The 14,031-nt window shown below is 35.2% G+C and carries 12 protein-coding genes; 9 read left to right on the top strand and 3 right to left on the bottom strand.

Annotated elements, in window-relative coordinates; genetic code table 11:
- Position 1: 1 nt before the first annotated feature.
- The 8 genes from R50912_RS24305 to R50912_RS24340 all read left to right on the top strand — a co-directional run bounded on the left by R50912_RS24305 (position 2) and on the right by R50912_RS24340 (position 8,430).
- Positions 2-1,114 carry a DegT/DnrJ/EryC1/StrS family aminotransferase gene (locus R50912_RS24305; protein WP_042238496.1) on the top strand — a complete coding sequence of 371 codons (1,113 nt, stop codon included), beginning with the start codon at positions 2-4 and terminating at the stop codon, positions 1,112-1,114.
- Positions 1,101-2,057 carry a Gfo/Idh/MocA family protein gene (locus R50912_RS24310; RefSeq protein ID WP_042238498.1) on the top strand — a complete coding sequence of 319 codons (957 nt, stop codon included), beginning with the start codon at positions 1,101-1,103 and terminating at the stop codon, positions 2,055-2,057. Before R50912_RS24305 ends, R50912_RS24310 begins: the two co-directional genes overlap by 14 nt.
- 16 nt (positions 2,058-2,073) lie before the next feature.
- Positions 2,074-3,051, top strand: a complete 978-nt coding sequence (locus R50912_RS24315) for an NAD-dependent epimerase/dehydratase family protein (RefSeq protein ID WP_042238500.1) — start codon at positions 2,074-2,076, stop codon at positions 3,049-3,051.
- Positions 3,048-4,142 (top strand): DegT/DnrJ/EryC1/StrS family aminotransferase, encoded by a 1,095-nt coding sequence (locus R50912_RS24320; protein WP_042238502.1) that lies wholly within the window; start codon positions 3,048-3,050, stop codon positions 4,140-4,142. Before R50912_RS24315 ends, R50912_RS24320 begins: the two co-directional genes overlap by 4 nt.
- Positions 4,143-4,348: 206 nt before the next feature.
- The gene (locus R50912_RS24325) at positions 4,349-5,011 is read left to right on the top strand and encodes a glycosyltransferase domain-containing protein (RefSeq protein ID WP_042238505.1); all 663 of its coding nucleotides are present in this window, start codon (positions 4,349-4,351) and stop codon (positions 5,009-5,011) included.
- Positions 5,012-5,132: 121 nt separating this feature from the next.
- On the top strand, positions 5,133-6,080 hold the full coding sequence (locus tag R50912_RS24330; protein ID WP_042238507.1) for a glycosyltransferase: 948 nt from the start codon (positions 5,133-5,135) through the stop codon (positions 6,078-6,080).
- Positions 6,081-6,092: 12 nt separating this feature from the next.
- On the top strand, positions 6,093-7,415 hold the full coding sequence (locus R50912_RS24335; protein WP_042238509.1) for a UDP-glucose dehydrogenase family protein: 1,323 nt from the start codon (positions 6,093-6,095) through the stop codon (positions 7,413-7,415).
- A 1-nt stretch (position 7,416) separates the two neighbouring features.
- A complete protein-coding gene (locus R50912_RS24340) occupies positions 7,417-8,430 on the top strand; it encodes a GDP-mannose 4,6-dehydratase (protein WP_042238511.1) in 1,014 nt (337 codons plus the stop codon).
- A 23-nt stretch (positions 8,431-8,453) separates the two neighbouring features.
- Here R50912_RS24340 and R50912_RS34505 read toward each other — a convergent pair whose 3' ends face one another.
- From R50912_RS34505 to R50912_RS24360, 3 genes are all read right to left on the bottom strand, one after another.
- Positions 8,454-11,006: a glycosyltransferase gene (locus tag R50912_RS34505; protein WP_052416664.1), complete on the bottom strand. Its 2,553-nt coding sequence runs from the start codon at positions 11,004-11,006 to the stop codon at positions 8,454-8,456.
- A gap of 171 nt (positions 11,007-11,177) precedes the next feature.
- Positions 11,178-11,921 carry a glycosyltransferase domain-containing protein gene (locus R50912_RS24355; RefSeq protein ID WP_052416665.1) on the bottom strand — a complete coding sequence of 248 codons (744 nt, stop codon included), beginning with the start codon at positions 11,919-11,921 and terminating at the stop codon, positions 11,178-11,180.
- A gap of 103 nt (positions 11,922-12,024) precedes the next feature.
- Complete coding sequence (locus R50912_RS24360) at positions 12,025-13,365, bottom strand: nucleotide sugar dehydrogenase (RefSeq protein WP_042238514.1); 1,341 nt, start codon at positions 13,363-13,365, stop codon at positions 12,025-12,027.
- A 311-nt stretch (positions 13,366-13,676) separates the two neighbouring features.
- On the opposite strand from R50912_RS24360, the gene R50912_RS34510 reads away from it, so the two are divergent.
- Positions 13,677-13,943 (top strand): transposase, encoded by a 267-nt coding sequence (locus tag R50912_RS34510; protein ID WP_442950530.1) that lies wholly within the window; start codon positions 13,677-13,679, stop codon positions 13,941-13,943.
- The last annotated feature ends 88 nt before the right edge of the window (positions 13,944-14,031 follow it).

Raw genomic sequence — 14,031 nt, forward strand, 5'->3', positions numbered from 1 at the left:
AATGATACCTCAATTGGATTTGAAGGCGGAATACGAGAGTGTAAAGGATGAGATACAGAAGTCAGTGCATGAAGTTCTGGAAAGTGGATCCTATATTCTAGGGAATAAAGGAAAGCAAATTGAAAAATTGTTATCCGAATACGTAGGGACCTCTTATGGCATTGGGGTTGCGAATGGGACAGATGCACTCCTTCTTTCATTGGAAGCCATGTCTATTGGGGATGGAGATGAAGTCATTACTCCCCCCTTTACCTTCTTTGCCACAGCAGAGGTTATTGCTCGTGTCGGGGCAAAGCCTGTTTTCGTCGATATTGATCCCATAACGTATAATATGAACCCCGCTTTGATTGAACAAGCGATAACAAAAAAAACGAAAGCAATTATGGTTGTACACCTTTTCGGACAATCGGCAGATATGGAAAAGATTATGGAAATAGCCAAAAAATATCGTTTAAAGGTTATTGAGGATGCATGCCAATCCATCGGAGCCACTTTTAATGGAAAAAAAGTAGGATCATTTGGTGATACAGGTTGTTTTTCGTTTTTCCCTTCCAAAAATCTCGGAACATATGGAGATGGAGGTATGGTAGTAACGAGTGATAAGGATTTATATGAAAAAATTAAAGTATTGAGAAATCATGGAAGCGAAAAAAAATATATACATTCTGATATCGGTTTAAACAGCCGGTTAGATGAAATCCAAGCAGCCATATTAGAAGTGAAATTGAAGAGACTAGATGATTGGAATCAAAAAAGGAGAGAAATTGCGAACCGCTACTCAGAAAAGTTGATAGGTTTGGTTAAAACCCCTATTACGGTTAAGAATCGGGAACACGTCTTTCACCAATACAGCATTGAAACAGACAATCGCGACGAATTAGCCTCATACCTAAACCATAGAAAAATTGCTACAGGCATCTATTATCCCCTACCCCTTCATCTTCAACCTGTCTTCCAGGAACTCGATTATCAAAAAGGAGACTTTCCAATAGCAGAAAAGGTTTCGGAAAAAATCCTGGCCCTGCCGATTTATCCAACGTTAAAAGAATACGAACAAGATGATGTAATATCCTCAATTAAAGAATTTAAGGGTGATAGTAATGGAATTAATTAATATTGGGGTAGCCGGAGTCGGAATTATGGGCATGAATCATTGCCGGACCCTGGATAAGATGAAAAATGTCCATTTTGTTGGTGTTTATGATAACGATATGAAACGGTGCCTGAAAATAGCTAATGAGTACGATGTTTTTCCTTTTGCGTCATTTAGTGAATTATTAAAAAAAGTGGATGCAGTCATCATTTCTGTTCCAACCAGTTTACATTTCACTTTCATCCAACAGGCATTGCAGGAAGGAAAACATGTTTTGGTTGAGAAACCATTCGTCAGTTCGATGAAAGAGGTGGAACAAATCAAACCATTAATCAAGGCTAAGAATGTCATTGTTCAGGTAGGACATGTGGAAAGATTCAATCCGGTAATTCAACAGCTAAACAAAATTATCAATCGCCCCAAAATGATTTCCATTGAAACGAGGCGATTAGGGTCCCTCAACCGAGTGATAGACATAGATGTTATTTTCGACCTTATGATCCATGACATTGATATTGTCTTAAGTTTGGTCGGAAGTCCGATTCAAAGCCTTTCTGCGGTAGGTTATAGCCTGACGGAATCTGGGCAGATGGATGTGGCTAATGCTGTGCTTACTTTCAAAAATGGGGTCATAGCAAATCTGGTAGCCAACCGCTTATCCCAGGAAAAAGTAAGGACGTTGACAATCACCGAAAGAGATCGGTTGATCAAATCTGACTATATGACCAAAGAGTTATTTATCTATCAAAAAGTGGATTCTGTTATAGAAAAAAATCTATCCTACCGACAAGAAAGTATAGTTGAAAAGATCATCGTTCCCAACACTGAACCCCTTTTGGCTGAAATCGATCATTTTGTACAATCCATTCGAATGAAGCATTGTTCCATTGTAGGACCTGAAGAAGCATCCAAAGCCTTGGAAGTCGCACAGATGATTAGAGCATACATCGAGGGGAACAAGTAACAAGTGGAGGTGGACTATGAGGCCTAAAATAAAAAATAGCACGATATTAGTTACCGGCGGTGCGGGATTTATAGGGAGTCACTTGGTAGAACAATTAATGATGAATGAAGCGAAACAAGTCATAGTTGTTGACAATATGTTTTTAGGAAACAGAGAAAACTTATCAGACGCATTGTCCAAGGGAATGGTCTTATATGTAGATGATGCTGAATTAAAAGGCTCTCTGGAATATATAATTGAAAAACATAAGATTGATATTGTTTTCAACTGTGCCACCAAGGCATTGAATTATTCCTTTATCAATCCATCGAATGCCTATATGACAAATGTGATCGTTTTAAATAATCTGCTTGAGTTACAGAGAAAAGGAGCATTTAAAACACTCTGTCACTTTTCATCATCTGAGGTTTATGGCAGCGCACAATATGAGCCGATGGATGAACAGCATCCGATACTTCCAACTACGGCCTATGCTGCAGGCAAGGCCGCTGCTGACACCATGTTACACAGTTATGTTAACATGTTCGGTCTGGATGCGTTTATCGTCAGACCCTTTAATAATTATGGTCCTAGGCAAAATTATGAAGGCCCTCTATCAGGAGTGATTCCTGCAACGATTATGAAATTGTTAAATGGTGATGCTCCGGAAATCCATGGAACCGGTCTACAAAGTAGAGACTATATTTATGTAGTAGATACAATCGATTCTATAATCAAGGTTTATGATGTGATTAAACGTGGAGATTGTGTAAATATTGCAGCCGGTAATCACATTTCCATTAAAGACATTATCTTAAAAATATCAAAAATCCTCAATTATAAAGGTCCTATATTATATAAAGATTGTCGAGCGGCAGATGTAGCCTGTCATCATGCAGGCAATCAAAAGATCAAGTCGATGATTGATTTTAATGTAGTGGATTTTGATGAAGGGTTATTAAAAACGGTGCGATGGTATAAAGAAATATATAACAAGAGGAATGTTCTTAAATGATAAAATTAATAAAACCTTATATTACCTTTCAAGAAGTTGAAGAAGATTTCAAAAGAATATTTGAATCTGGAACTTTTACCAAAGGAGAATATGCAAACAAATTCTTACAGGAAATAAAAACTTATATAGGAGTCGATCATGCCTTCCTGACCACCTCTGCGACTACAGCATTGACAATGTGCTTAAAATCACTCGGAATAGGATTGGGAGACGAGGTGATCGTATCCGACTTTTCTTTTCCGGCAACCGTAAATGTTGTAGAGGATATCGGAGCGATGCCAATTTTTGCGGATGTGGATCAGGATACTTTCAATATGAAACCGGAAGAACTAGAAAGGAAAATAACCAAAAAAACAAAAGCAGTCATATTCGTGGATGCGTTCGGAAACCCAAGCGGAATATCTAAAATAAAAGGGATATGTGAAAAACATCAAATACCGTTGATTGAAGATGCTGCTTGTGCCATCGGGAGCAGTGAAAATGGAGTCAAAGTAGGTACAATCGCAGATCTTACCTGTTTTAGTTTTCATCCCCGGAAATTGCTTACGACTGGCGAAGGAGGAGTGATTACAACCAATAAGAAAGAAATCGCGGAAATTATGAGTGTTAAATTAAACCATGGAGCGATTGTCCGAGATGGAATGGCTGACTTCATTAATTATGGATATAATTACAGACTATCGGAGCTTCAGGCAGCAATGGGAATACAACAATTAATTAAATTAGAATCAATTGTGAAAAGTAGGAACTGTATAGCTGACGAGTATAAAAAGAGACTCCATCTTTTAGGTTTTAAAAGGCAAAATTCACTGGACAATGTGATTCATAATATTCAATCCCTCGTTTTTAGGGTTCCCGAAGGGATGAATAGAGATCATTTAATCGCTTATTTAACGGAAAATGGAATTGAATCCACAATAGGAACGTATTGCCTGAGCAACACAACTTATTATAAGAACAAGTATAATAGTGTTCAGCCAATTGCAAAATATCTTGAAAAAAATACCGTAACTCTTCCTTGTTATGATAACGTGGATCACAAATATATTAGCAACATAATAGAAAAATATGTGAGGACTCTCGAGGATTAAGCAGTCCAATGGGATGGCTGCCGATTTCTTCTATTTGAAAACACCCGTCAAGGCTAAATGAACGCTTCGTGGCCTTGACGGGTTTACGGTCCCGGACAACTACTCCAGCTATTTTCGGACAACCCGCCCCATCCTCTTTTGGACATTATGTGATACGTAAGTTATCTTAAGCGATCATTCGCTAATAGACTTGAGGAGGGCATACTATGAAGGTAGTTGTTTATACTTCATTATTTGGTGATCATGATTCCGTTAAAGAACCCTTATGTATAGATAAAAGTGTGGATTATATTCTGTTTACGGATGACCCGAGCATAAAGTCTGAAAAATGGACGATTAAAGTATTGGAAAACCAATTTGAAAGCCCAAGAAAAATGGCTCGTTTAATCAAATTGTTATCTCATAAATTTCTACCAGAACATGACCTAAGCATTTATTTGGATGCAAATTTCAAATTAAAAGCAAAAGATATTTATGAGATGATAGTGGAATGTCTAGAGGGCCAAGATATTGCCTTATACAAGCATCCAAGACGAAGCTGCACCTATCAAGAATTAGAACACTGTTTAAAAGTCAACAAAGTAAGCACCGAAATTGCGGACCGTGTAAAAATAAAGTATCTAAATGAAGGATTTCCTCGTGATTATGGATTATTTGAGAGTGGATTTATTATTAGAAAAAACACGGAAAAAATAAACCAGTTGAATGAACTTTGGTGGAACGAAATCGCTACTGGAAGCGAACGAGATCAGTGTTCTCTAGTGTATTGTCTGTGGAAATTGGGAATCACTGCAAATGAAATCAAAATTGGCCAACAAATTCGTATAAATCCCTATATCATTGGGTATAAACATAAAAATAATTCATAAAAAAACCTTTTGTTTCAAAAAATTCTTGAATATATTTTGCAGACCGTTTAGGCATTTTAATTAAGCATAACAAAATTTAACGCATATTATTATATAAGACTATTTTGGGAGGGGCGTAAAAGTGGGAATAAATCCAATTAAGATAACATTCATCCCAAAAAGAAGGCCTTTTATAAAAAATGCCACATCAAGACTTCGGGCTTTATATCTAATAGATCATCTTCAAAAGTTATTTCCCAACAAGTATATAGCTAATCTTGATGATCCGGAGAATGCTGACATTATTGTTGTGAATCAAACCGCTTCACAAGAAAATTTAATAAAAATTCTAGATCAAAAAAAGAAACGAAAGGTTTTTCTCATCTATGATGTGGTAGGGCGGCAGTACGATGATGCCAGAGAATCATTTAACCAAGTTGCGCAGCAAGCTGATTTAATTACTGTTGCAAATGAAACTCAAAAAGCGCGGATAGAGGAATTGAAGCTAGGTAAACCTTGTTGCATTTTGAATGATGGTATCGATTATGTTGAACAATTGAACCCTTCCCTTTCACCGTTTAACGGAAAAGTAGTTTGGTTTGGTAATCACCAACTAGGTAATTTAGAATCAGCCATGTGGGCAATTGATTATATATCCGCGCAACCTAAATATTCAATAGGTGTTATAGGCAATAAAGACATTAAATTAGACAATGTTGAGTTAATAGAATGGAAATATGAAGGATTTATTAATAATCTAAAACGCTATAGTCTATGCTTTTTGTCTCACGATAGTTTGGAAAAACAAAAGAGCAATAACAGATTGCTAGTGACGATTGCAAATGGTATTCCCACAATTGTATCAAATTCTGCTGCTTATTCTGAGTTACTTCGTAAGTTCAAGTTAGATTATGCCATTGTCAATAATGAAAATGAATTACAAAAGGCTCTTTCCATCCTTAGTGATGAGGAACAAAGACAAAAGTATTTAAGTGAGATACAGCCTTATATTTTAGAGAACTACAATTATAATGCTGTAGCAAAAAGGTTTGATCAGATATTAAATCTCTACTACTTAAAAGGTATATAAGAGGTGTAATTAATGTCCAGAATTGCCGTAGTAGGTACAGGTTATGTTGGTTTAGTGTCGGGAGCAATCCTGTCAGACTTTGGCCATAAAGTTACATGTGTTGATATTGATCAAAACAAAATTGCTCGTTTAAAACAAGGGATTATGCCCATATATGAGCCAGAATTAGAAACAATGCTCGAAAAAAATTATTATTATAAACGACTATATTTTACAACTAATATCCAGGATGCTGTAGAAAAAAATGACATTATCATCATTGCGGTTGGAACACCGCCAGCAGATGACGGAAGTGCTGATCTTCAATATGTTCTTACTGTTGCCGAGAGTATAGCGACTTACATGAATGGATATAAGGTGATTGTCAATAAGTCGACTGTACCCGTAGGAACAGGACAAAAAGTCAAGTCACTGGTGCAAGATGCTCTAAACGAAAGAGGGGTAGACTATACTTTCGACGTGGTTTCAAACCCTGAATTTTTAAGAGAGGGCTCTGCAGTTAGAGACTTTACTCATCCCGATAGAGTAGTTATCGGTGCTGAGAATGAAAAAGCTATCAATCTAATGAAAGACGTATATCGAGTCCTATATATCAATGAAACTCCTTTTGTCATCACGAACATTGAAACGGCAGAAATCATTAAGTACGCATCAAATGCCTTTCTTGCCATGAAAATCACCTTTATTAATGAAGTAGCTAATCTTTGTGAAAAGGTGGGGGCTGACGTTCAAAAAGTAGCTAAAGCAATGGGAAAGGACGGACGCATCTCCCCCAAATTTTTACATGCAGGTCCTGGTTATGGAGGAAGCTGTTTTCCAAAGGATACCAGATCTCTCGTCAAAATTGCCCAAGATAGCGGTGAACCTCTCTCTTTAATAGAAGCTACTATAAAAGCTAATGAAAGACAAAAACTTAGAATGGTAGATAAGATCGTGGATGCTCTGGGTGAAGTTGAGGGGAAAACTATAGCGGTTCTAGGGATTACTTTTAAACCTAATACAGATGATATGAGGGAAGCACCTTCATTAGTCATCTTACCAGAATTAGTGAAGTATGGCATAAAGCTAAAGGTATATGATCCAAAAGGACGTGAAGAAGGTACATGGCGTCTTCATGATATAAAAGATAACCTGATTTGGTGTGAAGAAACTTACGAGGCTATTACAAATACGGATGCTACTTTGATTCTCACTGAATGGAATGAATTCAGAAACCTGGATTTTGATAAATATGATGAACTGAATAGTGGAAAGTATTTCTTTGATTTTAGAAATATTTACGATAAACAAGAATTAACCGGAAAAGGATTTAAATACTATGGTGTAGGTGTGTAAAATGAATTTAAAACCTGTGGATAGCACAAAAACATATCTTGTTACAGGTGCAGCCGGCTTTATTGGTATGCACCTTTCCCAAAAGTTATTGAGCATGGGTTGCAAAGTAATAGGATACGACAACATGAACGATTATTATGACGTGAACCTTAAACTTAGCCGTTTAAACATATTGAAGAAATTTGATCATTTCACTTTCCATAAAGCAGATTTAATTGACAGGGACTATCTTGAAAACTTGTTTTCAAAAAACAATATTGATATAGTAATCAACCTGGCGGCACAAGCAGGTGTAAGATATAGCATTGAGAACCCACATGTTTATATACAATCCAATATTGTGGGATTCTTCAATGTTCTCGAGATGTGTAGACACCACAAAGTAAGCCACCTGCTTTATGCTTCCTCAAGTTCTGTGTATGGTTCTAATCAAAAGATACCATTTTCAACAGAAGACATGGTTGATCAACCCGTTAGTTTATATGCAGCTACAAAAAAGTCTAATGAACTAATGGCACATGCTTATAGTCACCTTTATAAAATACCTGCAACCGGATTGCGTTTCTTCACAGTTTATGGTCCGTATGGAAGACCTGATATGGCATATTACTCTTTTACAAAGGCTATTATTGAAGATAAAATGATAAAAGTATTTAATAATGGAGATATGTACCGGGATTTTACTTATATTGATGATATTATTGAAGGTGTCACTAGACTTATAGAAAACTCTCCTGCAATAGTTAATAAAACCTTACCCTACAAGGTTTATAATATTGGGAATAATAAACCTGAAAGACTAATAGATTTAATTCAAGCGATTGAATATTCAACTGGTAAAAAAGCGATTAAAGAATATTATCCAATGCAAGCTGGGGATGTGTACCAAACCTATGCTGACATAAAAAATTTATTTGAAGATGTAGGCTTTAAACCAAATACATCCATTGACGACGGTATCAACAAATTTATAACCTGGTATAATCAATATTACAATCAAGTGGACATGAATTAGGGAATTGACTTATGTGTATTCTGTCAATTCCCTTTTTCTTTATTATTTAACATATGATCGAAAAACTGATACAGCGAAAGACTTGCTTTTTCTATCGAATAATTTTTAGCAGTTTCTATTCCATTGAAGAAAAATTTATTTCTTATGCTTTTATTTTCTACTAAATAACTTATAAAATGAATAACCTCTTCATTATTAGCAGTATCCACTAAAAAACTGTTGTATCCATGTACCGCATATTCATATATTCCTCCTATCTTTGGAAGGATAGTAGAGCACCCCATTGCCATTGCCTCTAATCCTGAACGTCCAAAAGCTTGATAAGTTGATAAATCAATAAAAATATTGGAGTCTTGTAAAAGCTCTGCAACTTGTTCCCTATGGAGTATCCCCTGATTTTTAAAATCAAAATTCAAAGGAACATTTAAAGAGTTCAATTCATTATCAGAGCAACCAAATATAGAAATTTCTATTTTTGAATTATATTTTTCTTTTATCGCTTTCAACACATTCATTGTTTCTTTAGGCGATCTTCGAGGAGTTTTTGGCCTGACCATTGCCACAATATGAACAACATCTTTTTTACTATTATTTATTGTCACTGCAGGTTTAAAAAGCATGTTGTCTAAACTCGGAGCAATTTTATAAACCTCAATTCCATGATTTTCTTTTATTATATTACGGATCCAATTCGTTTTGGCAAAAGCATTATTATTTAGAATTAATGTATAAGATTCTATCGCTTCTTTATACCAATGATGATCTTTATCAAACATCAATGGTTCATAATCTTGTATATAGTAGGAGGGTTTTATATAGGGGTGACATTCGATGATGTTTTTTAACATTTTCACCGTTGTAAATACGGTAGCTACTACGATGTCAAAGTGTTGAGAAAGGCGAATTAATTCATCTTTATTTTTATAATAAACACAAAATTCATCAACATTTAAGTATTTTTCGGAAAATGGAATCTTATGGTTAAGATTGTTGGCTATTTTTGCATTTATATTCAATGTACGAAGTCCCATTGTTTCCTGTACAACTGAGTGTGATCCCCCATCTCCTCCTTTTGTTGGCAAAATAAATAAAATCGAGATATTACTTCTTTTAAACTTTTCACCGTTTTCTATCGCATTTTCAACTTTTTCCCTCAAAGTGTTTAGTTCCTTATTTTCTTTTAAAACTGTCATACAATCTCTTATTTTTTTACTGGAATACTTTCTGCAAATTAGCTTATCTGCTTGTTTTTTCAACAATTTTTTTTGGTCACTCGTGTAACTACTAGATTTATAATGATACAAGTAACAATCATCGGCTACTTTTAGTTTGAAGCCAGCATTTTTTGCTCGGATACAATAATCATTTTCTTCGCCATATCCTTCTGAAAAAGTCTCCTGATCAAAATAACCAATTTTATCTATAACCTCTCTTTTAACCATTAAACAAAATCCATTTAAAAGTGGAACTTCTGGATAACATTTATCGGACTGGTTTTCCACTACATTTGACATTTGTTCCAAGTTCATTTTTTCTGGGAGTGAATTTATTGCCCAATCATTTTGATCAAACAATTTTGGTACGGATTGCCAAGAAGCTGCATTGGAAAGAGGACCTGCTATACCTACAGCCTTCTCAGATTCCATACATGCAATTAGCTTTTCTAACCAGCGAAGTGTAACGATTGTATCACTATTAAGTAACACACAATATTTAGAAGAGGATGCCAGCAACCCTATATTAGCGGCAATTGTATATCCTTGTGCATAATCATTTCTAATAAGCTTACAATTATAGACTTCAGCATATGCCCTTAAAAATCTACTTGTTTCCTTGTTACTGCCATCATCAACTATAATAATATTAAAGCTTAATGTTCTCTTAGCAATTAATGACTCGAGACATACTTTTACTTCCTCTAAAGCATTATGCACACAAATGATTACATCAATTTCTTCAGTATTAGTTTCATTACGTTCATCATTACTTATTAGATTTTGCTTATTCAGTCTGTCTTCTTCTAAAATCAAACTTATTAAGCCCGGTTTTTTTTCAGTCATTTCATTATTCATATTTTCGTAAATTTGTCTCTTTGTTCTAGCATAATCCCAAATTCTAACATTAGTAATTTCACCAATAAAAAAACCGTAATTACTCAGACCCCCGATTATCCCTGAAGCAAAAACATTTGTTTTCAGGCTTTTCAAACCCATTTTTCTAATCTCACCATTAATAAAAAGATATGGGGTTTTATCACGATAAACAATTGCAATGTGAGTCCAGTCAGTAATACTTGTTTCATATACTAAAGTAGCTGGCAGATGATTTGCTGTATGTTCAAAAACTGAAATACCATTCGTCCCTACTGACACTCCTGTTCCAGCAGACTCATTATCGCCCCCATAACCAGCTGCAATAACATACCTTTGATCTGAAATACCTGAAGCACCTATAACTGACTCTTTTCTAATTTGATGAGTTGCTTCAGGCTTAACCCAGAATTCATATGTGAAGTTATTCATTACTTCCTTAAATATGGATTGAATGGTTAATTTATCGCTACCACTGAACCTCATTTTATTATCACCCTTTTTCTTTGACCATTAGCATTGCATCGAGCTGTCCATGCAAGTAACGGTCACTTTCGCTTAGAGAGCCCCCTCCCCGGCTGGCTCTCACTTATTAACTCAATGGCTCTATCCCACCGAAATATTCATTCTTCGTGACTTTAATACTTCGTATTGACATTAGATCAAAGATTTTTTTCGATTTGTCTCATGGTCGTGAATTCTCCATTTGAAGTATTTATTATCCCTAATGTAATCATCGAGAATAGAAAAAGGGGTATTATACTTCCAAGCGATATAATTAAAGCTCATCTGATCTCTTTTACTGAAGTTTTCAACTTCATTCCACCAAGCGTCCATTGTTTCTATAATTTTTGGATCATTGTGTCTCCTTAGAATTACTCCAGTAGAAATAAGGCCATTATTTTCTGGATATCTCTCTTTTTCATATTTTTCAGCTTGGGCAAGAATGACATTTTTGTCATCTTTGTTTCTCCGTATGCAAACTTCTGCCTCTTTATATATGCAGTTTCTTCCATCAGAGTGCCTAAAAAAGACAAGTGAAGATTCCTTCAAATAATTTTGCAGCAACTCGTGTAGATCTCCAACGATAGTAATATTTGCATCTACCCATACACTGTAGTTATAGTCTTGAAAAAACAAGTGAGGTTGTATTTTTACATATCTTGCCTTTCTTGTCGAATCAAGATTCTCACGCGGGAAGGGTATTATCTTCCAAAAATTTGATTTTATATCCAGATTATCAGTGAAGCATACATAATCAAATTTATCGGATTTATACTGGGGTTCATAAAGATTGTCATAATTAGCTGTGATAGCAGTATAAACGACAACTTTATTTTTATTAATTTGACCGACTGAAGTACCTACTTCAGATTGATATATTATTTTGTTTTGCTCCATTAGTAAATACCTCCAGTATGTTTGCTAATCTAAACGTGTACCACTTACACAGCGTCTGCTAACGCAAAAGTCTGAGCCAGGTACCTGTTATGCTGAATGAAGCTCAGCAACCTGGATGAGAATCTCCGATCCTTACAATGTTAGGTTTATCTATATTTTTAAAGGCATTTCTTGTATCCATAATTAAGTTGGAATTTTCCGAAATCTCGTGGTAGTTATAAACATTATGGTTTGTTAATAAGATAATACAATCAAAATTACGAAGATTTTGATGATCCAATTCAATGGAATGTACAATATTTCCTTCATTATCTGTAAACTGGGTTGCATAAGGATCATTGTATTCAACTATAGCGCCCATTTCTTTTAATGTATGATAGATCGAAAGACTAGGAGATTCCCGTAAATCATCAATATTCGGCTTATACGCCATGCCTAGTAATAATATTTTAGAGTTTCTGACAGATTTATTAACCTTATTAAGCGCTATTTCAACCTTATTTAACACATACTCCGGCATATAATGATTTATTTCATGTGCTAATTCAATGAAACGGCTATAAAAGTTTAATTCTCTTGCTTTCCATGATAAGTACATAGGGTCAAGAGGAATGCAGTGTCCTCCAACACCAGGGCCAGGAGAAAAGGGCATAAAACCAAAGGGTTTTGTACTCGCCGCTTTAATTACTTCCCATATATTTATTTCTAATTTTTCGCATAACATGGCCATTTCATTAATGAATGCAATATTCACACTGCGAAATGTATTTTCTAAAAGCTTACTCATTTCGGCTATCTTAGGGGAAGAAACAGTCACAAGTGATTGAATGGCATCCTTATATAACAAGGTTGCTATTTCAGTACAGAATTTTGTTTTTCCTCCAATTACTTTTGGTATGTTTTTTGTATTATATTTTCCATTACCAGGATCTACTCTTTCTGGGGAAAAACAAAGAAAATAATCCTCGCCAGCTTTATATCCTTTTTGGGTCAATTCATATTCGATCAATTCCTCTGTTGTACCCGGATAAGTAGTACTTTCTAAAATAATGAGTAATTCTTTATGCATATATTGTTTTACTTCTTCAACTACTGATTTTATATACGACATATCCGGGATGTTATCCTTTGTTAAAGGAGTAGGAACACAAATGTTAATAGAATCTAAAGATGAAATTACTGAAAAATCATTTGTAGGAATAAATTTTTTACTGTTTATCACTTCGTGTAAATCTTCTTTATTTACTCCTGACATATAGAAATCCATGTTCTTTAATCTACTGATTTTTTCTACATTAATATCAATTCCATAAACTTGGTAACCTTTTTTTGATAATTCAATTGCTAAAGGCATCCCTACATAGCCAAGTCCAATTACGCCAACTTTAGCCTTTAGAGAAATTAATTTTTCTTTTAAATTAGAATATGGTGAGTTCTTCTCCAATTCTAAAACCTTCCTTCTTTCTACTTTTCACTTATAATTACATTATTTTTTAGTTAAAATGGATTGAATGGATTGCGTGATATAACAAGCATATTGTAACTAGCATAACGTTCCACAAGCCCCATAAGCCAAGGCATGGGTTATCTCACTGGTTTGTCAAAGGCCTAGGAAGATTGGCTATTCGTATGAGGTTTGGACGCAGCGTCTTCTGGCTAAGTACGTTCGAGAACATGCAGTGGCTGAAGGGTATGAATGCAGGAGCGTCACCGGAGTTGTGAATTGTTTATAGCCATGAATTACGCATCCAAATCATACTGGATAACCACTCTGCCCATATTTCCAAAGAGACCAATGCCTATCTAGCAACCTTACCTGAACGGTTTGAATTTACGTTCACACCAAAACATGGTTCATGGCTAAACGTAATTGAAAGCTTCTTTGCAAAAATGACAAAACAAGTTTTAAGGCATCTTCGTGTCAAATCGAAGGAAGAGCTCAAACAAAGAATTGAGTTGTATCTTGAAGAGGTCAACAATAATCCTGTCCCGCATCATTGGAAATACGGGTTAGAGCGTTAAGCCTACGAACGTTATTTTATGAGCGTTCTACTAGTCATGATTATAGGTACCCAACATATAACCTCCCTTGCTGTTTACTCCCTATAAT

It is taken from the genome of Paenibacillus sp. FSL R5-0912, from assembly GCF_000758605.1.
Classification (GTDB): Bacteria; Bacillota; Bacilli; order Paenibacillales; family Paenibacillaceae; genus Paenibacillus_AQ.

Coding starts and splice junctions, on each gene's coding strand:
- R50912_RS24355 (WP_052416665.1), bottom strand. CDS start 11,921: ATGGAGCAAAACAAAATAATATATCAATCTGAAGTAGGTACTTCAGTC.
- R50912_RS24340 (WP_042238511.1), top strand. CDS start 7,417: ATGAATTTAAAACCTGTGGATAGCACAAAAACATATCTTGTTACAGGT.
- R50912_RS24305 (WP_042238496.1), top strand. CDS start 2: ATGATACCTCAATTGGATTTGAAGGCGGAATACGAGAGTGTAAAGGAT.
- R50912_RS24320 (WP_042238502.1), top strand. CDS start 3,048: ATGATAAAATTAATAAAACCTTATATTACCTTTCAAGAAGTTGAAGAA.
- R50912_RS34505 (WP_052416664.1), bottom strand. CDS start 11,006: ATGAGGTTCAGTGGTAGCGATAAATTAACCATTCAATCCATATTTAAG.
- R50912_RS24315 (WP_042238500.1), top strand. CDS start 2,074: ATGAGGCCTAAAATAAAAAATAGCACGATATTAGTTACCGGCGGTGCG.
- R50912_RS24310 (WP_042238498.1), top strand. CDS start 1,101: ATGGAATTAATTAATATTGGGGTAGCCGGAGTCGGAATTATGGGCATG.
- R50912_RS24335 (WP_042238509.1), top strand. CDS start 6,093: ATGTCCAGAATTGCCGTAGTAGGTACAGGTTATGTTGGTTTAGTGTCG.
- R50912_RS24325 (WP_042238505.1), top strand. CDS start 4,349: ATGAAGGTAGTTGTTTATACTTCATTATTTGGTGATCATGATTCCGTT.